We start from the raw sequence: 19,371 nt of genomic DNA, 5'->3' as shown, positions 1-19,371 counted from the left end.
TATTAAAACTTGACTGAAGCCAAGTGATACATAAATTATATCACTTTTATTGAATTATAAATCAAGAGTTTTTAATTATCTTATAATAGTTTTAGCCTAACATTAAGTTTAGTTTAGCTGTAGAGTAAAAGGAAGCTCACTAAAAAATTTTGCTAACGTATCATCTTTAGGTCTGTGGTATATGTAGCTAGGAACTCCTGATTGAATAATTTTACCATTTTTCATCACGTAAATAAAATCTGCAACTTTCAACGCTTCTTGCGGATCATGAGTTACCATGAGTACAGGAATATTTTTGCTTCTAAAAAGTGACAATATATGGTGCCTTATTCGATATTTGAGCAGTATATCTAAATTAGAAAATGGTTCATCGAGCAAAACAACATCAGGATTTTGCGCCATTACTCTTGCTATTGCAACTAATTGTTGCTGTCCTCCTGATAAAGCATGAGGGTACATGTTTTCATATTTTTCTATATTAAATAGCTTTAAGATTTCCAATGCAGTAAGGTATTTTTCTTTCTTAGAAGTACTGCAAATAGCAAAAGTTATATTTTCTATTACTGTTTTATGAGGAAATAATGCAGAATGCTGAAAAATCAATCCGATATTTCTACGCTCTATAGCAATTGACACTTTGTTACTTGCAACTAATTTATCATTTATAACAATGGTTCCAGATTTTGGATTTTCTATTCCTGCGATTAATTTTAGAATTGTTGACTTGCCACAGCCAGAATGACCTAGTAAACAGGCAACACTTCCTTTCTTCACTTGAATGTTGATGTTGCTTAAAGCAAAGCCATCTTGATTACTATAAAAGTAACTAATATTGTTAACTAGCATTAATCTTTCAATTGGAATCGTATTATTAAATATAACAGTATTACATTCAAGAAATACAGAAATATTTTTTATTATTGTGAATTAATTGTACAGGGTGCCTAGAAAAATGCGAGACTTTTTGCTATAATTTTGCATAAATAGCAGAAGACATGGGACTATAGCTCAGTAGGATAGAGCGTTGGATTCCTAATCCGAAGGCCGTGCGTTCGAATCGCACTAGTCCCACTTAATTTTGATAAAGTGGTTTAACAATCAAGAAATTATAATTGGTTTGAAAAGTGATTCTAGGAGCTAGATTGCATGGTTTCTCAAACTTGAATTTACAGGTTCAACCTTATTTTCTCTCATTTCGCTGTAACTTGGAAGTGTAAAATTTTTTACATGTAATCCAGTTACCATTACAACTAAAATAGCTAGGACACTGCAAACTAATGCACCAGCTAAAGATGGAACCGTCACAGCAGCAGCAACAAACAATCCTGCAATAACAACTCCAACAACATCACTCCTTAATGAGGCGTAAAAACTCTCCTTACTTTTTTTGTATTTAGTTTCTTTTTCATTTGGTGGAGAAAATTGAGCCTCTACAAAGCCGTTAGCTTTCTTATCATTATTTGGTGTGACAGTTGGGCCAGTCCTTGTTGATACAGGTGCTTCATTTTTGTTATTATTACCATTAGTACTAACTGGAGGCGCTGTTGCCGTAGGTTTATTACTAATATTTTTGTTAGGTTCTGTTCTATTTTCTTCTACGCTTGGCGTAGTAACAACCTGGTCAGTCCCTGTTACTACAGGTGTTTCATCCTTGTTTACTGCTGATGCGCGTGTTTCTTGATCGTTCTGTATTAGCACTGTCGCTGCTACAGAATTATTTTCTGCAATAGCAGTGCAGAATGCATCATCCTTTAACTGTTGATATAATCTGTACAATTCACTTTCAGGATCTAGTTTTGATTGCTCTGCATTAACACTTTGCAGTAACGTGCTCAGAATCTCAGCATTGTCATCATCAGTGTAAGAGACAACAAAGCATAATATAGATTTTTCTCCTTCAATTTTGCTAACGTAATACCTTCCTTCTTGACCGATTGCATTGATGATGGTCATTCCATTTTGTAAGAGAAATTTTATAACGTTCAAATTTTGATCTTTAATTGCATATTCTAGTACAGCATTTTTTTCACATTTGCTCTGAAGATTAATTCCCTTCCTTTTTAACCTTTTTTGCAAATCTTCAAAACTAGTAACTGTGCTATCCTGTTTTGTAACCCTATCTATATCAAGACACAGATTCCTAATGTCATCATTATTTAGCGTGAGACCAGTGCTTGTATTACTGACATTGGACTCCGCTCCATCAGGTGTGTTTTGCTTCTTGTTTATTGCTGATCTAAGCAGTGCAATTATTACACAGCTTGAGAGATATTTATTGTGATCAGAATTGCTGAAATCGACTTTAAATTCAGAATCTATTTTAAGTTCTTTTCTAAGTGATAATTTTTTCTCTTCAATTATTCCTAAAAGATTTCTTATGCCATCTTCTGGTATACCTGTCATATACTTTAAAAGTAACTTAACTTTTGGTAGGTCGCCATCTACAGAGGCATTACTCAAAGCCTGAACTTTCTCTTCTCCAGTAAATCTTTTGTTATTCAAGAGTACCTTCATAATGTCAGTGTCCTCATTGCAAGTAGCTGTGTTGAGAGCCTCCAGTATTTTCGTATGATCTATGTAATCTAAAAATATCTCAAACTCTTGAACTTTACCTTCATTAACGGCGGTCAACAAAGCATTCGATTTTCTTTCTTGATCAAATTTATCGCTATCCAAAAATATCTTTATAACGTTAGGTTTTTCACCTGACACAGCGTAATCTAATACAGTTTTAGAAGTAGTATCTCCAATATCAATTTTAATATTTGACTTTGCGAGCAATTCAACAATTTTTAGAAATGTATCATAATCATTTAAAATACTGCTTGTCCCTGAGCGGAGAATATCCATAAACAAATCACAAATCTTTGCATCTGTTGGCCCACTTTGTTTTAGCTTCTCACCAAATTCCTGAGCAGCTATATTAGGATTATCAGTTACAAATTTCTTTACATCTTCATAAGTTAAATTACCGATCATATTCAAATCTTACTATTATTGCTATACGCTTATTATATCAACTTTTTCATTATTCCGTCAAGTAATCTTGCAGTATCAAATGGCATGATATATATTGATTTATGATTCTCGAGCAAATGATAGAAGATTTAGCCTATAAGTTAGTGAAAGTAACCGAAGCTGCAGCACTTGCTGCATATAAATTGGCAGGCCTTGGTAATGAAAAAAAGGCCGATCAGGTTGCAGTTGATGCAATGCGTACGGTGCTAAACTCAATGGAAATAAATGGTACAATTGTGATTGGGGAAGGGGAGAGGGACGAAGCACCGATGCTATATATCGGAGAAAAAGTTGGCACAGGAAGTGGCCCTGAGATTGACATTGCTGTTGATCCACTTGAAGGCACTACGATTTGCGCTCATTATAAACAAGGGGCAATGTCTGTTCTTGCTGCAACAAAAAAAGGTAATTTTTTACATGCACCTGATGTTTATATGGAAAAGATAGCAGTGGGAAAAAATCTCCCAGAGGGTGTAGTCTCACTAAAAAATAGGATTGAGAAGAATCTGGACAATTTAGCCAAGGCAAAAGGATGTAAAGCAAGTGATCTTATAGTAACTGTACTTAAACGTGAAAGACATGATGAATTAATAGCAAAAATTAGGAAGCTAGGAGCAAAAGTGAAATTAATAGATGATGGTGATGTTGCAGCCATAGTTTCGCTAATAAATGGCAATCACGATATGTATATCGGCACAGGAGGAGCTCCAGAAGGAGTGCTTGCAGCAGCAGCGCTAAGCTCAATCGGTGGGCAGATAGAAGGAAGATTAATATTTGACACGGATCAATTAAAAGAAAGAGCAAAAAATTTGAATATCACTGACCCAGAAAAAATCTACACCGTGAAAGACATGGCAAGAAGTGAATCAGTGTTCATTGCAACTGGAGTAACAAATGGAGAGTTTGTGGATGGAGTAAAGTTTGGCCAAGATATTTGTCTGACTAATTCATTAATAATATTGCCTGGTAAAGTAATAAAAATACAAACAAAATCAATATCTTAAACATTTGTCATATGCTGATTATAAAATTTTTATAGAAGGAAGATACTTATAATTGTCTTAAAAAAATGAATTTACATATTAATTTTAGCTTTACAACATTTGGCATTAAGTTATAGTTAAATAGTAATACTAAGAGGTGCTTAATGTTTAGTTCACTAACTAATTTTTTTACTAATACGTCTAAAAAGAAAAGTTCTCAATCTGAAGAAAATAATCATTCTTTCTCTAACAGCACAGAAAGTTTATTAGTCCAATCTACTAAAAAAAATCCTCAACTTGATGATCAAAGTAGAACTGACGTGTCTCCTCAAACAAATCTTCAATTTAGTGAGGATGATGTAAAAAACGTGCTCCAAGACTTCGAAAAATTGGATTTTAAGAACAGTAATGAGTGTTTTAACGAAATAGCAGAAGATTATGAAAGGAGGAAAAAAAGTGACCTTTTTAACTACGTAATATTGAATAAGCGAAAATACATAACAGATATATTAGATCAGAGGCTTGCCCACAAAGATCAAGAAAATTTTAGGAAGAAATTTAGTGAATATCTTCTTAAAATAAATGAGAAAATGAATTATGGGAAAGAATTTCAAAATAAACTTCAATTTTTTGAAGATAGGGTAGAAGAAGTATTATCAGATTTTAGAAAATTGAATTTTGGCCTTAAGGATAATTTGTGTAAAGATGATAAGGATAACGTAAATTATAATAAAGGCTGGCCTGCAGATCCATTTGACAAAATAGCGAATTATTATCGATGGAATAAGAACATTTTCCTTTTTAATTATGTAGTATTAAGTAAGCAAAAAGAAATAATAAGTATATTGAATGAAAAGTCTATTCCTGAAGACAAGAGAAAGAATTTTAAAAAGAGGTTGGGTAGATATCTTCTTCGAGTCGAAGAAGGGATGAGTAACGGACAGGAATTTCTCAAAACTGATAGTGCAGTTGCCTTTTTTGATGGATGTTATGTGCCATGCGCATATGCAAAACGTTCTCTTAATCATTATGATCATCTTAGTATTAATATTTCTAAGCCTGGGTGTAGCTTAGAAATCAGCCGTCTTTTCACTGACAAAATTGAAGGGATGGAAAGAAATAAAAATGAGGTAAAGATAGTAGAAATATACAGTAACGATAAAAGAATAGCAACGGTTGAGAAGAATGATAATGGAAAAAGAAATTACTATTTTGCAAAAGATGCAACATGCGATATGAAAATTAGGTGGAGTGCAGAAGATGGGAAAGGTAATTCTGTTAACTGCTTTATTAGTTTAAATGTAAATCTTAGTGAAATTGAGATTGGTCAGGCAACTATTAATGGTAAAGATGTTAAACTAGACGAAATTTTGAAATTAGCTGAGCAAAGCGAAGATGTGCTTATAGAAGGTAAAGCTTTACATGAATTTTTAGAAGAACGTCTGGAGTACGTACTATGTGAGGAGGAGAAGAATATACAACCACAGGGGAAAGAAGTTGTTACAACACCTAGCTCCATTCTCCATGACGTGGAACTAGATGAGATCAGCGAAGAGGAAGCCATAAAGAAAGGCTGGACTCCCGGGTACTTTGGTAGTTAGATGTATACTACACATTAAACCTAAAGTGCATTATATCACCATCTTGCACTATATAGTCTCTGCCTTCGAAGCGAATTTTCCCTGCATCTTTGCAAGCTAATTCGCTTCCATATTTTATATAGTCTTCAAAGCTTATGGTTTCTGCTTTTATAAAGCCCTTTTCAAAATCAGTGTGAATTACACCTGCTGCTTTGTCAGCTGTTGATCCTATCTTTATTGGCCATGCACGTGCTTCTTTGGGTCCCACAGTAAAAAAAGTTATCATACTTAGCACTTCATACATAATACGTGCTACTCCATCAAGTCCTGATTCTTGTAAGCCAAATTCTGATAAAAAATTCTGTTTTTCCTCTTCACTATCAAGATTTGCAATATCTGCTTCAAGTTTCGCTGAAATACAATAAAATTTGCTTTTATTTTCTTCCGCCATTTTTTCCACCCTTTTAGATAGTTCATTACCAGTTATGATATTCGTATCTTCAACATTGCATACATACATAACAGGCTTTGTTGTTAGCAATTGAAGCAACTTCATCTCATCTTCATCGATATTCTCCAAGCTTCTTGCCGGTTTACCTAATTTTAAAGTAGCTAATACCTCTTGCATTAATTCAAGTTGTCTCTTTAGCTCTTTATCACCTTGCTTTGCTTTCTTTTCCAATTGAGGAAGCCTTTTTTCTATGCTATCAATATCAGCTAGAATTAACTCCATTTCCACTATTTCAGCATCTGATATTGGATCTATTTTACTGTTTACATGGCTGATATCGTCATCCGTAAAGCACCTGAGCAGATGAACAATGGCATCAACTTCTCTGATATGACTCAAAAATTTATTTCCTAGTCCTTCACCCTTGCTCGCACCCTTAACCAAGCCGGCAATATCGACAACTTCCAGTTGATTGTAGATTATTTTCCCCGAGTGAGCAATCGAGGCAATTTGTTTCAAACGCTGATCTCGTATTGGCACTTTGCCAACATTTGGCTCGATTGTGCAAAAAGGATAATTTGCAGCTTCAGCTGCACTTGACTCTGTAAGTGCATTAAATAAAGTTGATTTTCCTATATTTGGTAACCCAACTATACCACAGTTAAAGCTCATATTTGCTATTTAAAGCCTTAATTATTGCATAATTAAAAAATTTTTGCTATACCTAATTAGTTACTTATTAATAAGTTAGTTAATATAATAACATATAGCTTGAATTAAGGTAGAAATTATGGTCGGGCTTAGAAAACGGAAATTACCAAATGGTTTTGACAGTATTGAAAATGCTAAAGGACGCAAGACTTCAGAGAGTAATGTAGAAAAAGAACCTTCTAATAACCAAGTAGTTAAATATGATACTGCAGGTGATGGCAATTGCTTTTTTCATGCAGTGTTTGGTGATAACAGTTCTGGTACATATAAAGCTGAAAGAGCGCAAGATATGAGAATGGAATGGCACAAATTTTTAAGTCGATTTACGTCTTTAGATGATCCAAGTATGCCAGCTCCTTTAAAGGATCAGCTAGAAAAGGTTTTTAATATGTTTTTTAATAAGCCAGGGGATTTAACTGGCAAGTCTGATAAAATAAAGGGTCTGGTTAAGCAAACAAATAGGAAAATTGAAAATGCTGAAGGTAATGTGAAGAGGTTAGTAAGTAGAGCTGTTAGCAAATTTAATATATCGCATAATCAAGCTGTGCTTAATCTAAGTGAATATGCAGAGGCTCTTGATGGCATTGGTGAGAGTGACTATAATGCCGAATATAACAGTGATTTTATTACACGCTCATTTCTTGACAAACCTGAACTCTATCAATCCTATCTAGAAGCAATAGAAAGTAAAAGTTATTTTCCTTTTATTGAAGAAATTCAATTATTAGCTTCTTTAGCTAACATTGAAATTAATGTCCATTGTAAAGTTAGCGGCAGAGAGAAACAACAAAAGTTTGAACCAAATCCTGAAATGATAAACAATGATCAACTAAATCAGATGTTTAATCGTGAGAGTTATAAATTAAATGACGAGTTATGGGGTAGTAAAAAGAGAGAAACAATATATCTTGAAGGAAATCATTACTCTAGGGCTAAAATTGTAACTCAAGAGTTAATAAAACAGCAGCAGGAGCAAGAAGACTTTCTATTAGCAAAACAACTTCAGATAGATGAAATTTTGGAATATTGTGATCTTTCAAAGGATATCTCTGAGAGAGTAGAGATTGAGAGGGAGTTTGATGAGTTATTGGCAAAAAATGCTGATGGAAAAATTGGTGATGTTATAGGGCAGTGCATTAATGATGTACAGCAACGTATAAAATGCCTTGAGGAGCCAGTCTTATCAAGAAGGTGCAGTGTGGAAGAAGCACGTGTAGAAAAAACATTTTATCAACAACAAGTACCACAACCTGTAAGATAAGTCTTCATAGTCTATATACTTCTATAGGGGGGCATTCTATAATAAAAGCCATGCTCATTTTAACCACTGCTTAATAAGAATAAAGTCTTAGCAAAACAAACACAAGAACAATAGGATTTCTTGCTTGCAAAGCAACTCCAAGATCGGGAGGAAAAAGACTTTTTCCTTGCAAGGCAACTTCAAGAGCAACCCTCACGCACAATCCCTTAACCAAAATGGAGGAAGTAAAAATAGAAGATCAGCAGCAACAAATACTTATAAAATAATAACTCTATGGTTAATGTGCGAGATTTAATTAAAAAATGTTGTCATTCGAGTAGCTGACACTGGGCTCCAATGTCAATTACTCGGATAACAAAAAAACACAGGCTTCACATGCATCTGCAGTACTGTATTAGTCTACTATCTTCATTCCCACAACATTATACCCTGAATCAACATGTAAAATTTCTCCAGTTGTACCACTACTCAGGTTGCTTAATAAGTATAGTGCTGCCTTGCCAACATCTTCTATTGTAACATTGCGTCTAAGTGGAGAATTACTTCTATTCCATTCCGATATGGAGTGAAAGTCACTTATTCCAGAAGATGCCAAAGTTCTGATTGGACCAGCAGAAATTGCATTTACTCTGATGTTCTGTGGTCCGAGATCACATGCTATATATTTTACACTTGCTTCAAGTGCTGCTTTACATAAACCCATCACATTATAATTTGGCATAACTTTTTCAGCACCATAGTAGGATAAAGTAAGTAAACTACCGCCATTTAACATCATTTTTTCCGCTCTTTGCGCTAAAGCAGTAAAAGAATAGCACGATATATGCATTGCATTAATAAAGTTGTTTAGTGAAGTATTGACATATTTACCATTTAGCTCATTTTTATCGGAGAATGCTATTGCATGTACCAAAAAATCAATAGCACCCCACTTCTCCTTTATTTCCTTAAAAGCATTATCTATAGTTTCCTCATTTGAAACATTACAGTGCAATATTAACTCTACATTTAATTCACTTGCTATTGGTAATAATTTCTCTTTTATTGTTTCATTTTGATAAGTGATTGCAAGCTCAGCTCCATGTTCTGAGAGGGTCTGTGCTATACCATATGCTATTGACCTTTTATTTATTATTCCGGTTATTAACCCTTTTTTGCCCTGCAATATCATAGAATTATTTGCCTTTTTTATAATTTGAAATATTAACTAGGCAAAGTCAATTATGTTTTAACTGTAGCTAACGTATAAAAAAGGTTCTGTCGCATCTATAAACCATAGGAAAGAAGATCATTAAAGGTGGGATTATAGGAGTTATTAACATAGCAAAATTCTCAAAAGTAGAAACATTATTTTAATAATTTGTCTTTTTTGAATCATACGAATATTTTCGGTTCTGTCGCATTTGTAGGGAAGTAGAAAGAAGAATGATATAATTGTCTAAAAAAAAAAGCAAAGATGTTTCGTATCAATCAAAAATTGTTGCCATATTTCAAAGGATTTAGCTTTTCAGCGGATGTTATCTGTATACATGAAATGTCGATTCTCTTTGAGCTATCGAGATTTGGAAGAAATGATGAGTATAAGGGGAGCAAAATGCTACGTTACAAAGGTGGGTTATCACCACTGATAGATGAGGCAGTAAGGAAAAGAAAGAAGCAGGTTGGTAGTAGTTGGAGAGACTTACATTAAATTAAACGGTAAATGGGTTTATTTATATACTGTAGACTTGTGTGTTAGTAGAGACAAGTCTGCAGCACTTGCATTCTTTCGTAAAGCCTTCAGGAGTAACTATCTTCCTGAGAAAATTGTAATTGATAAAAGCGGCAGTAATACTGCTGCTCTTGATGATTTGAATGCAGAAATTTCTGAAGATTACAGTTCTTCAAATAAAATATCTAAATAATATTGTTGATAGATTTATCAAAAAACTAATAAAGCCAATGCTTGGGTTTAAAAGCTTCCATTCCGCAAAGATTACCATCACAGGCATAGAAAATATTCGTATGATTCAAAAAAGACAAATTATTAAAATAATGTTTCTACTTTTGAGAATTTTGCTATGTTAATAACTCCTATAATCCCACCTTTAATGATCTTCTTTCCTATGGTTTATAGATGCGACAGAACCGTTGGTAAACATGAAAGCGCTTTACAACGTTTTTTATGTGAAAGCCAATGTCAGCTACTCAAATGATACCATTTGTTATAAACTCACTTTTACTCTATGGTCTTGTCGATATCCTGAACAGATACAATATTTTTTATTTATAAAATGAAGTAACTACTTATCGTAAAGTTGATCTATAGATATAATACTACCATTTGATGACTTTTCAGCACATTTCTCACTTTCATATTCTTTATCAGAATCAACGCTAAATACTAAAGTATCTCCTGAAATTTTATCATGAAACTCACTAATAGCAAAAAACGGTACAGTGACTTGTTCTTGTTTTCCACGAAAGCTCAAACTGACGCTAAACTTATCTTCAAGAACTTTTAGACCAAAAAATTGATGCTGTAATATAATAAGCATTTGAGTAGGGTATGATTCTTTCAAGTAGTCTGGTATGACAACACCATTAAAGCGCGTAAAAAACAGTATCTCTAAGTGAGGAGTAAAAACATTATCTAATATAGTATTCAAAGCCTTTTTGATAACTTGAAATTTAGCATAACTAATCGACTTCTGATAATCTGTTTTATCCATATAACCCTTACATGTTTGGGGGAACTTCTGTTACCCGGCGTTCCCTAAACCGTGCTTATAGCAATGAAGTTATAGTGCCTAAATTAAGCAGCTAATGCAACATTGTCTTCAGCAGCAAAGTTATCGTTTGCATCTAAATTGTGAACTCTTAGCGGTGGTATCTAACCGAGCAAAGCTACCATCTTTACTATGCATGTCGATCCTTACTCGCCCCCGTATCAATCAAAAAATATGGTGGAGGCGCCGAGTACTGCCCTCGGGTCCAATACACCTATTACAAGGTAATTTTATTGCCATAGTGTATAAAAAATACACATGCTTATTATACAGTAGTATTGAATAAATGTCAAGTTATTGAACTCCAAATTGATTGGCAACTAAAAAACTAATATAAAAATTACTTCGCCTATTTATCTAATCTTAGTATACTCACAGTAGAGGTATTTTTAGAGCTCAAAATCTATCTTCGTCTGCAGACTTTTCTATCAAATAATCAAACTAAGTAAAGAATGTAGCGTATCTTCTTCAGCGCACATGGGTGCACACATATGCTTAATCTCTGTCGTATGTGCGTTACATTTTTTCTGTTCTTTATTAATAAATATGGGGGATTCTATGCCTAATTCTTAACAAAAAACTACTCAAATGCTTTTGTAGCTATTGAATTTCTGAGTTCAAGAAAGCAAGAGACAGTGTGAGAAATGGCACAAGCCGAAAAAAAGATAAGTTGTGGAACAAAAAATGCAGACAACTGTGGAAAATTACCCACTGGAATCCAGACTTTGATTGTCAAATAAAAAATTCACATCTTAAAAGGATCATATACATTAATTTCGTTAATTTTCACTTTTTCATTTAATAATCTTAAGATGGGCTGTAAATCATCGTCGATTGATAAGCACAGTACTTCTCTATCAAGATAATTGGCTAAATGATTCTTCTTCTCAAGAATTTCTGTTTCTTCCAATAAGTCACATTTATTTAACACTACAATTTCCTCTTTTTCAACAAGATCGCTATTGTAAAGCTTCAGTTCATTATGCGTACAATTATAAGCTGAAATAATGTCATCGTGAGTTACATCAATTAAATGCAGTAAAATTTTGCACCTTTCTATGTGCTTTAAAAATTTGTGTCCGAGCCCAACTCCAAGATGAGCATCAGCGATTATTCCAGGAATATCTGCTATTACAATTTCGCTATAATCCACTTTTGCTACACCTAAATGTGGTCTTATAGTAGTAAATTCATAATCGCCTACTTTCGTATCAGAATTCGAGCAGCGGGTTAAAAATTTAGATTTACCTACATTTGGCATACCAATAATGCCAACATCAGATAAAACTTTTAGCTTCAATATTATATTTCTTTCTTCGCCAGGCTGACCATGGGTAAAATGTCTTGGTGCCCTATTGGTAGCAGATTTAAAATTGGTATTCCCAAGTCCACCTTTTCCACCTTGCACTACTTGAAATTCGATGTCGGGTTTATCAAGATCTACTATCACTTCCTCACTTTCTTCATCGATTATTTGTGTACCAACTGGAACTTTAAGTATAATATCTTTTCCTGCTGTGCCAGATCTATCTCTACTCGTACCACTTTTTCCATTACTCGCTTTAATGTGTCTTCGACAACGAAAATTAAGCAAAGTGTTGAGATTTGCATCACTGATGAAAATTATGTCTCCTCCCCTGCCACCATTACCACCGTTTGGACCACCAAATTCAACGAATTTTTCTCGACGAAAACTCGCGCAACCATCGCCACCATCACCTGCTTTTAAATATAATTTAACTTCGTCTATGAAATCCATGCCAACTCACGATAATATTTAGCATTTTCTCCTAATGAACTTTCTATTCTCATCAATTCATTATACTTTGCAAGCCTATCAGAACGCGACAGCGAGCCAGTCTTTATTTGCCCACAATTCGACGCAACTGATATGTGGGATATCGTTGTGTCTTCTGTTTCACCTGAGCGGTGAGAAATAATAGCCCTGTAGCCATTTAATTTTGCCATTTCAATAGCAGCAAAAGTTTCCGTAAGTGTTCCTATCTGGTTTGGCTTGATTAGTACAGCATTTGCCATTTTCTCCTCTATTCCTTTACTTATTAGTTCACAATTTGTAACAAATAAATCATCTCCAACCAATTGAACTTTATTCCCAAGTTTTACAGTAAGTAATTTCCAACCTTCATAGTCGTCTTCATTCATTGCATCTTCTATAGAAATTATTGGATATTTGCCTACAAGGTCAAAATAATACTGAACCAATTCCTCTGAAGTGAGTTCTCTGTTTTCAAATTTATAAACTCCATCTTCATAAAAAGTAGATGCAGCAACATCAAGACCCAGTGCAAAGTGATTTTTCATCGAATAACCGGCAGATTCAACAGCCTGAATTATCAAATTAAGAGCTTCTTCAGTGCTTCCAATGTTTGGTGCAAAACCACCTTCATCTCCTACGTTTGTACTATAACCTTTTTTCTTAAGAATGCTGCGCAAGTTATGAAATACCTCTGCAGATATTCTTATTGCTTCACTGAAAGTTTCAGCACCAACAGGAAGAATCATAAATTCTTGAAAATCGAGTTTATTATCCGCATGTACTCCACCATTAATGACGTTAATTAGCGGAACTGGCATCTGCTTCTCCCCTACGCCCAAATATTTATATAACGGTGTTTTGAAACTGTTTGCTGCTGCTTTTGCAACAGCAAGAGACACACCCAAAGTTGCATTTGCTCCAAGTTTAGATTTATTTTTTGTTCCATCTAGTTCAATTAAAACTTTATCAATTGCACTCTGGTTTGCTGCATCCATGCCAATGATTTTATTTGCTATCACTTCACTCACAGATTGAACAGCTTTCAGCACTCCTTTACCACAATACCTTTTTTCATCTTGATCTCTCAGCTCCAATGCTTCTAGTTTACCGGTCGAAGCCCCAGAAGGGACAGCCGCTCTACCTGTTGCTCCATCACATAGTTCTATTTCTACCTCAATTGTTGGGTAACCCCTGCTATCTAAAATTTCTCTTGCAAATACACTGCTAATTGTCTTTTTCATCATGCTAAACCTCTACTAGATTCACAATTGTGTGCACGTTCGGGAAATGTCACCCCAGCGCTGTAACATTCCAGTGTACGAACATTGCAACCTACAGATAAACAGATAATTTGAGTAGCAGATGTTGTCATTCCAGTGCTTGACACTGGAATCCAGTTTTTATTATACAGCCACTTATTTAAAGTTAAGTCTTCTGGATCCCAGTGTCTGGGCACTGGGATGACACCATTCTTAATGGAAGCTATCCCCATATCGCAATGTCTGTACAGTTGTTTGCCTAGACACTGGGATCCAGTTTTACTACACAATTTTATCATATAAATCACCAATGCTTAAGTTTATTTTACTAGCAGCAGCTTTGCAGTTTCTTTCGCTAGTTTAGCTATATTACTACCAGCACCAATAAATAATACTACATCTCCTGAACTTGTCGAATTACTAATAAAATGTGAAATGAGTAAAGCATCATTCATAATCTTCACATCATTAAACCCATTACTGATCAAGGCTTTTTGTATATCATCAATTCCACAGCCAGGAATAGGCTTATCTTCTGGAGGATGGACAGGAGTGAGAATTACATAATCAAACATCATGAAAATTCGTACGAACTCATCAAAAAAATTACGAACACGAGCAAAACGAAGCGGCTCGATAATTCCTGTTACCTTTCCTTTAGTGGTCAAACGTGCTGCTGCCAGGGTTGCCTGTATTTCATTTGGGTGGTGAGCATAATCCTCAATTAACTTAACACCTTTAATATCGGCAATTAAAGAAAATCTCCTTGCTACTCCTTTAAATTCTAAAAGACCTTTTTTAATCTCTTCATCACTAATTCCAAGTTTCACTGCAACTGATATTGCAGCCAGGGCGTTGCTAACTTTATGCATTCCTATTGCATTTGATAGCACTACATTCTTTATAATTCTGGTACAAGGTTGAATATCTTCTTTTTGTCTTTCGAGAGCGAGTTCTTTTAATTGAAACACTATATGTACATTATCATCATCAATTTCAATGCGTTGAACTAATTTTCTAATTATATTAAGTTTAGTCTCCCAATCTGCCTCTGATAAATCACACTTTTCCTTCGTTATGTGCTCTCTTACCATCTTAACTTCTTCCCATACTACCTCTTCTAGTATATCCGCGCGTATTGATTTGCTGTTACATTCACCAAAACGTTTTCTAGAACAACGATAGTAACTTTTTCCTCCCTTAGCATTACTCATTCCATAATAAACGGATTTGCAACACTGACATATCACTAACCCTTGTAATAAGTATTTTCTTCCACTTTGTTGCATTTTTTCTATTTGTAGCTTTTCTTTTTCCACACTGTATCTCTACGACTTATATATATTTTGCCTATAGTAAAATACGCACATAATGAGCCAAATCAAGGAAAGTGCAAACCAAGTAATTGCGTATTCAAGATGCTTTATTGGCTGTATAGTCAATTTGCCACCAAAATTATCTTGCCACAATATACATTTCTCTAGCTTAATACCTAGATCATTGGAGATTTCTTCTGTACTTAAGGTAAACCACGTATTTGAAGCAATATCATTTTTGATAAACCAATTTTTGCTACCATCACAATACAAAACGCCATCAGCAGCTACTTTTTCAATTTTTGCTTTTTCTTCTTTTTTTTCTCTGACTATTCCTTTATTTATTAACATGTAATGTCCATTGATAAGCAACATAGGAGACAGCACATGATAGCCACGTTGACCTGCGAAAACATATAGTTCTATATCACTTAAAATTCCGTCGATTTTAACGTTTCTGTAGTTAAACTTTGAAAGATTATCACTAGGCAGTAGATGAATAACTGGAAGATCCATATTTTTGATAATATTATTCTTCCAGCTCAATCTAAATAACTGCCATAACCCGAGTGAAAAAAGAAGTAAAAAAGGTATAATGAAAATAAATACTGTTTTTCTTAACACTCTATATTTGTGTTCTCAAGTAATTTTCAATACCCATAAGCTCAATAAGGTCAATCTGTTCTTTGATCCAATGTAAGTGCTCTTCCTCATTTTTCAGTAGTCCTTCTAATAACATTACACTCACGAAATCCTTTTCTTTTTCAGCAACGGAAATTGCCTCTTTGATGCCCTTGATACCTTCTTCTTCTAAGTTAGAATTATCTTCTAAGATTTTCTGCATTGTATCTTTTGTGAACTTTCCTTCATACTTTGAGATTTTATTTGTATCTTGAAAATTTGGCATGCCCTTAAGCAGTAAAATTCTTTCTGCTAGCCTATTTGCATGCTCAAGTTCTTCATTAAGCTCGTTTTTCATCTTTTCTGCAAGTTTATTAATTCCGCTATCTTTAAGAATCGCAAAATGCAAAAGATACTGGCGTACAGAAGTCAGCTCATTTGTAAGTAATTTATTTAAATGTTCTACTATTTCTTTATTCATAACCTTTCTTTAGCTAATATACCAATGTAATCTACATAACAATCAAGGCAACATCAATTCATTTTTCTCACAACAATCGTATCAAATAGCACATCATGAAATGCCTGTTTCCTCTGAGAGAAGCAAGCAACTAAATACCAACTGAAGGTAAGCATCACTATAATCACTTCTAGTGTACTTAAAGCATTTACTGATGTTTGAAAAAGTTTGATAAAGGTGATAATTGAATTATTTAGCATAGGAAGGAAAAACTGAGAGATAGTGCGATCAAATGCTAAGCTCAAACCTATTTTAGAACTATCTAAAGTGATAGTATATATATTCATTAACTGTTGACCAGGAGTTGCTTGAGCTGTTGAAGATATAAAATATGTAAAGTAGCCACAATGTATACACATGTATGACAGGTGTAAAATTAATGGAAAATCCCCTAATGACAACACAATTAGTAAGGTTGGAATTAATAAAATTGCTACATCTATTAAATATGCGCAAAAGCGCCTGTGTACACTAGCGATCTCTGTCATTACCACCTATCTTTCAAATACTTTACTATGAATTCTGTAAGTTTATTAAAATGTTGAAAATATAACAAATCTTCATAACCTCTTATTGATTGTCCGTATACAATAGGTAAGCAATTTGCATTTTGTGCACATAGAATGTCTGTGATGCTGTCACCAACAAAAAACACATTTTCTCTATTTACAGGTAGCGTACTCTCCTCTAGTGCAAATAGCAGTGGAGTTGCAGATGGCTTATCTTCTGCAGTATCACATGATCCAACTATTCTTTCAAAGTAAGAATCTAGTTTAAAGTAGGCAACTTCTTGACGTAAATTAGTATTTTTCTTATTGCTAACTATCGCTAGGTAAATATTGTGGCTTTTCAGTGTCTGCAGCATTTTCTCTACTCCTTCATTCAGAGTAATATTTTGTAACAATGCATTATCTAGGTATTTTTGATATATCTGATTCGCTTTTTTCCACTGATCACCAAACAAATTGACCATGTAGCTCTTTCTTGATTCATGAGAATTTCTATCAACAACTTTACTGCCAGATCCCATCAAATCTAAAGTATGCTTAATGGCATTAGAAATATTATCTTGAGTATCAACTAAGGTATTATCCCAATCGAATACTACCGCTAATCGGCTATTTTTCATTTTTATATTGTGACGTATTTTAAACTAATAAGTAAATAATATTTTGATGATAAAGCTTCTATGTTAATCATTTTTACATAGTAACCTAATACACTGGTTATATTATATGGTTCTGTCGCATCTATAAACCATAGGAAAGAAGATCATTAAAGGTGGGATTATAGGAGTTATTAACATAGCAAAATTCTCAAAAGTAGAAACATTATTTTAATAATTTGTCTTTTTTGAATCATACGAATATTTTCTATGCCTGTGATGGTAATCTTTGCGGAATGGAAGCTTTTAAACCCAAGCATTGGCTTTATTAGTTTTTTGATAAATCTATCAACAATATTATTTAGATATTTTATTTGAAGAACTGTAATCTTCAGAAATTTCTGCATTCAAATCATCAAGAGCAGCAGTATTACTGCCGCTTTTATCAATTACAATTTTCTCAGGAAGATAGTTACTCCTGAAGGCTTTACGAAAGAATGCAAGTGCTGCAGACTTGTCTCTACTAACACACAAGTCTACAGTATATAAATAAACCCATTTACCGTTTAATTTAATGTAAGTCTCTCCAACTACTACCAACCTGCTTCTTTCTTTTCCTTACTGCCTCATCTATCAGTGGTGATAACCCACCTTTGTAACGTAGCATTTTGCTCCCCTTATACTCATCATTTCTTCCAAATCTCGATAGCTCAAAGAGAATCGACATTTCATGTATACAGATAACATCCGCTGAAAAGCTAAATCCTTTGAAATATGGCAACAATTTTTGATTGATACGAAACATCTTTGCTTTTTTTTTTAGACAATTATATCATTCTTCTTTCTACTTCCCTACAAATGCGACAGAACCCTAAAAAAGAAGTAATACATATAATCGGTATAGGTGGAATTGGAATGAGCGCAATTGCTGAAATTCTTCATAATTCCAGTTATAAAATTCAAGGCAGTGATACGCGATCAAACGACAATATAGATAGGTTACAAAAATTAGGTATAGAGGTCTATATTGGTCACGATGCAAGTAGTATTAGACAAGCTCAAATAGTTGTACATTCTTCCGCAATAAAACCTGATAATGTGGAGCTAGTTGCAGCAAGAAATAACAATAAAACAGTTTTGCATAGGTCAGACATGCTGGCTAAAATTATGAAAGGTAAATATGTGATAGCGGTTTCTGGTTCAAGTGGCAAGACAACAACAACAGCTATGATTGCTTCCATTTTTGATCATTCTGGTACTGATGCTACTGTAATTGTGGGAGGAGTATTAAACTCCTATCAGAGTAATGCAAAACTTGGCAAGAGTGACATTTTTTTAATCGAGGCTGATGAGTCTGATGGAACTATGTTAAAAATTCCTGCAAATATTGCTGTTGTAACAAGTATTAATGACGACCATATAGACCATTACGGTACATTTAACGAAATCAAAAATGCATTTTCTCGATTTGTAAACAACGCGGATTTTGCGGTTTTACCTGATTCTGCAAGCGTCAATTATGATGAGAATAATTCTATAACGTTTGGGTTTGGGAATGATAAGATTAGAGCCAGCAACGTCAAACAACACAATAATAGCATAGAATTTGATGTATTGATTAGTATAAACGAAAATAACTGGATTCCATTGTCAACTACTCAAATAGTTGATAGGGATGGGATAAAAGCAGCTCTTGATTCGTCACTTCAATGCTTGAAACGGGACTCTCGTTTCAATGTTGAACAAAATACTATAGAACTCAAGAAGACAATCCCTAGAAAATCTCTACATCCCAAAAAAAGTAAATCGTACTAATGCTATTTGAACGAACTAGGGCAAAAGTAAGCTAAATTTTTTAGGGTATAAAAACAGCAAGAAACAGTATTTTAAAGAAAGTTAGAATTTGATTGGATTGTTGAAAGTTGGCTCTCAAATTTTAGACGCATGAGCAAGCTCATACTTGTTAACTAATATAGACTAGGTGATGTGGAAGAGATACAT

The 19,371-nt window shown here is 34.0% G+C and carries 16 protein-coding genes, 1 tRNA gene, 1 other RNA gene and 3 pseudogenes; 6 read left to right on the top strand and 15 right to left on the bottom strand.

The window, feature by feature from the left end; genetic code table 11:
* Positions 1-108: 108 nt before the first annotated feature.
* A complete protein-coding gene (locus ONG75_RS01700) occupies positions 109-846 on the bottom strand; it encodes an ABC transporter ATP-binding protein (RefSeq protein ID WP_007302769.1) in 738 nt (245 codons plus the stop codon).
* A 151-nt stretch (positions 847-997) separates the two neighbouring features.
* Here ONG75_RS01700 and ONG75_RS01695 point away from each other — a divergent pair.
* Positions 998-1,071 (top strand) — tRNA-Arg (locus tag ONG75_RS01695).
* Positions 1,072-1,137: 66 nt separating this feature from the next.
* On the opposite strand, the gene ONG75_RS01690 is transcribed toward ONG75_RS01695, so the two are convergent.
* Complete coding sequence (locus ONG75_RS01690) at positions 1,138-2,979, bottom strand: ankyrin repeat domain-containing protein (RefSeq protein ID WP_264375603.1); 1,842 nt, start codon at positions 2,977-2,979, stop codon at positions 1,138-1,140.
* A 119-nt stretch (positions 2,980-3,098) separates the two neighbouring features.
* Here ONG75_RS01690 and glpX point away from each other — a divergent pair, with 119 nt between their 5' ends.
* Both glpX and ONG75_RS01680 read left to right on the top strand, forming a co-directional pair.
* Positions 3,099-4,022: a class II fructose-bisphosphatase gene (glpX, locus tag ONG75_RS01685; RefSeq protein WP_007302771.1), complete on the top strand. Its 924-nt coding sequence runs from the start codon at positions 3,099-3,101 to the stop codon at positions 4,020-4,022.
* 143 nt (positions 4,023-4,165) lie between these two features.
* Positions 4,166-5,602, top strand: coding sequence for a hypothetical protein (locus ONG75_RS01680; RefSeq protein WP_264375602.1), 1,437 nt, complete (start codon positions 4,166-4,168; stop codon positions 5,600-5,602).
* A 7-nt stretch (positions 5,603-5,609) separates the two neighbouring features.
* On the opposite strand, the gene ychF is transcribed toward ONG75_RS01680, so the two are convergent.
* Positions 5,610-6,704 (bottom strand): redox-regulated ATPase YchF, encoded by a 1,095-nt coding sequence (ychF, locus tag ONG75_RS01675; protein ID WP_010406370.1) that lies wholly within the window; start codon positions 6,702-6,704, stop codon positions 5,610-5,612.
* 118 nt (positions 6,705-6,822) lie between these two features.
* Between ychF and ONG75_RS01670 the strand changes: the two genes are divergently transcribed.
* Positions 6,823-8,004: a hypothetical protein gene (locus tag ONG75_RS01670; RefSeq protein WP_264375601.1), complete on the top strand. Its 1,182-nt coding sequence runs from the start codon at positions 6,823-6,825 to the stop codon at positions 8,002-8,004.
* A 394-nt stretch (positions 8,005-8,398) separates the two neighbouring features.
* On the opposite strand, the gene ONG75_RS01665 is transcribed toward ONG75_RS01670, so the two are convergent.
* Positions 8,399-9,175 carry an enoyl-ACP reductase FabI gene (locus ONG75_RS01665; RefSeq protein WP_264375600.1) on the bottom strand — a complete coding sequence of 259 codons (777 nt, stop codon included), beginning with the start codon at positions 9,173-9,175 and terminating at the stop codon, positions 8,399-8,401.
* Between the two features lie 285 nt (positions 9,176-9,460).
* On the opposite strand from ONG75_RS01665, the pseudogene ONG75_RS01660 reads away from it, so the two are divergent.
* A pseudogene (locus ONG75_RS01660) lies at positions 9,461-10,079 on the top strand (IS6 family transposase); the annotation flags it as partial.
* A gap of 207 nt (positions 10,080-10,286) precedes the next feature.
* Here the strand turns inward: ONG75_RS01660 and ONG75_RS01655 are convergent.
* From ONG75_RS01655 to ONG75_RS01605, 11 genes and pseudogenes are all read right to left on the bottom strand, one after another.
* Entirely contained in the window at positions 10,287-10,715 is a 429-nt protein-coding gene (locus ONG75_RS01655) for a ClpXP protease specificity-enhancing factor SspB (protein ID WP_264375599.1), read from the bottom strand.
* Between the two features lie 16 nt (positions 10,716-10,731).
* Positions 10,732-11,069: a transfer-messenger RNA gene (ssrA, locus tag ONG75_RS01650) on the bottom strand.
* 448 nt (positions 11,070-11,517) lie between these two features.
* On the bottom strand, positions 11,518-12,531 hold the full coding sequence (gene cgtA, locus ONG75_RS01645) for an Obg family GTPase CgtA (RefSeq protein WP_264375598.1): 1,014 nt from the start codon (positions 12,529-12,531) through the stop codon (positions 11,518-11,520).
* On the bottom strand, positions 12,519-13,793 hold the full coding sequence (gene eno, locus ONG75_RS01640) for a phosphopyruvate hydratase (RefSeq protein WP_264375597.1): 1,275 nt from the start codon (positions 13,791-13,793) through the stop codon (positions 12,519-12,521). Before eno ends, cgtA begins: the two co-directional genes overlap by 13 nt.
* A gap of 98 nt (positions 13,794-13,891) precedes the next feature.
* Positions 13,892-14,008: pseudogene (locus ONG75_RS07865) on the bottom strand (WPE palindromic element domain-containing protein); the annotation flags it as partial.
* 120 nt (positions 14,009-14,128) lie between these two features.
* Positions 14,129-15,127 (bottom strand): recombinase zinc beta ribbon domain-containing protein, encoded by a 999-nt coding sequence (locus ONG75_RS01630; RefSeq protein ID WP_264375595.1) that lies wholly within the window; start codon positions 15,125-15,127, stop codon positions 14,129-14,131.
* 9 nt (positions 15,128-15,136) lie between these two features.
* A complete protein-coding gene (locus ONG75_RS01625; protein WP_052264983.1) occupies positions 15,137-15,748 on the bottom strand; it encodes an SURF1 family protein in 612 nt (203 codons plus the stop codon).
* A gap of 1 nt (position 15,749) precedes the next feature.
* Positions 15,750-16,226, bottom strand: a complete 477-nt coding sequence (bfr, locus tag ONG75_RS01620; RefSeq protein ID WP_007302660.1) for a bacterioferritin — start codon at positions 16,224-16,226, stop codon at positions 15,750-15,752.
* A gap of 53 nt (positions 16,227-16,279) precedes the next feature.
* Positions 16,280-16,753 (bottom strand): RDD family protein, encoded by a 474-nt coding sequence (locus tag ONG75_RS01615; protein WP_264375594.1) that lies wholly within the window; start codon positions 16,751-16,753, stop codon positions 16,280-16,282.
* Positions 16,753-17,394 (bottom strand): HAD family hydrolase, encoded by a 642-nt coding sequence (locus ONG75_RS01610; RefSeq protein ID WP_010401658.1) that lies wholly within the window; start codon positions 17,392-17,394, stop codon positions 16,753-16,755. The genes ONG75_RS01615 and ONG75_RS01610 overlap by 1 nt, the downstream gene beginning before the upstream one ends.
* A 162-nt stretch (positions 17,395-17,556) precedes the next feature.
* A pseudogene (locus ONG75_RS01605) lies at positions 17,557-18,175 on the bottom strand (IS6 family transposase); the annotation flags it as partial.
* Between the two features lie 53 nt (positions 18,176-18,228).
* Here ONG75_RS01605 and ONG75_RS01600 point away from each other — a divergent pair.
* A complete protein-coding gene (locus ONG75_RS01600; RefSeq protein ID WP_264375593.1) occupies positions 18,229-19,185 on the top strand; it encodes a Mur ligase domain-containing protein in 957 nt (318 codons plus the stop codon).
* The last annotated feature ends 186 nt before the right edge of the window (positions 19,186-19,371 follow it).

This window comes from Wolbachia endosymbiont (group B) of Sphaerophoria taeniata (assembly GCF_947179355.1).
Classification (GTDB): domain Bacteria; phylum Pseudomonadota; class Alphaproteobacteria; order Rickettsiales; family Anaplasmataceae; genus Wolbachia.
This window is presented reverse-complemented; position numbering and strand designations above follow the sequence as displayed.

Coding starts and splice junctions, on each gene's coding strand:
- eno (WP_264375597.1), bottom strand. CDS start 13,793: ATGATGAAAAAGACAATTAGCAGTGTATTTGCAAGAGAAATTTTAGAT.
- bfr (WP_007302660.1), bottom strand. CDS start 16,226: ATGAATAAAGAAATAGTAGAACATTTAAATAAATTACTTACAAATGAG.
- ONG75_RS01615 (WP_264375594.1), bottom strand. CDS start 16,753: ATGACAGAGATCGCTAGTGTACACAGGCGCTTTTGCGCATATTTAATA.
- ONG75_RS01665 (WP_264375600.1), bottom strand. CDS start 9,175: ATGATATTGCAGGGCAAAAAAGGGTTAATAACCGGAATAATAAATAAA.
- ONG75_RS01655 (WP_264375599.1), bottom strand. CDS start 10,715: ATGGATAAAACAGATTATCAGAAGTCGATTAGTTATGCTAAATTTCAA.
- ONG75_RS01690 (WP_264375603.1), bottom strand. CDS start 2,979: ATGATCGGTAATTTAACTTATGAAGATGTAAAGAAATTTGTAACTGAT.
- ONG75_RS01700 (WP_007302769.1), bottom strand. CDS start 846: ATGCTAGTTAACAATATTAGTTACTTTTATAGTAATCAAGATGGCTTT.
- ONG75_RS01600 (WP_264375593.1), top strand. CDS start 18,229: ATGCGACAGAACCCTAAAAAAGAAGTAATACATATAATCGGTATAGGT.
- cgtA (WP_264375598.1), bottom strand. CDS start 12,531: ATGGATTTCATAGACGAAGTTAAATTATATTTAAAAGCAGGTGATGGT.
- ONG75_RS01610 (WP_010401658.1), bottom strand. CDS start 17,394: ATGAAAAATAGCCGATTAGCGGTAGTATTCGATTGGGATAATACCTTA.
- ychF (WP_010406370.1), bottom strand. CDS start 6,704: ATGAGCTTTAACTGTGGTATAGTTGGGTTACCAAATATAGGAAAATCA.
- ONG75_RS01670 (WP_264375601.1), top strand. CDS start 6,823: ATGGTCGGGCTTAGAAAACGGAAATTACCAAATGGTTTTGACAGTATT.
- ONG75_RS01680 (WP_264375602.1), top strand. CDS start 4,166: ATGTTTAGTTCACTAACTAATTTTTTTACTAATACGTCTAAAAAGAAA.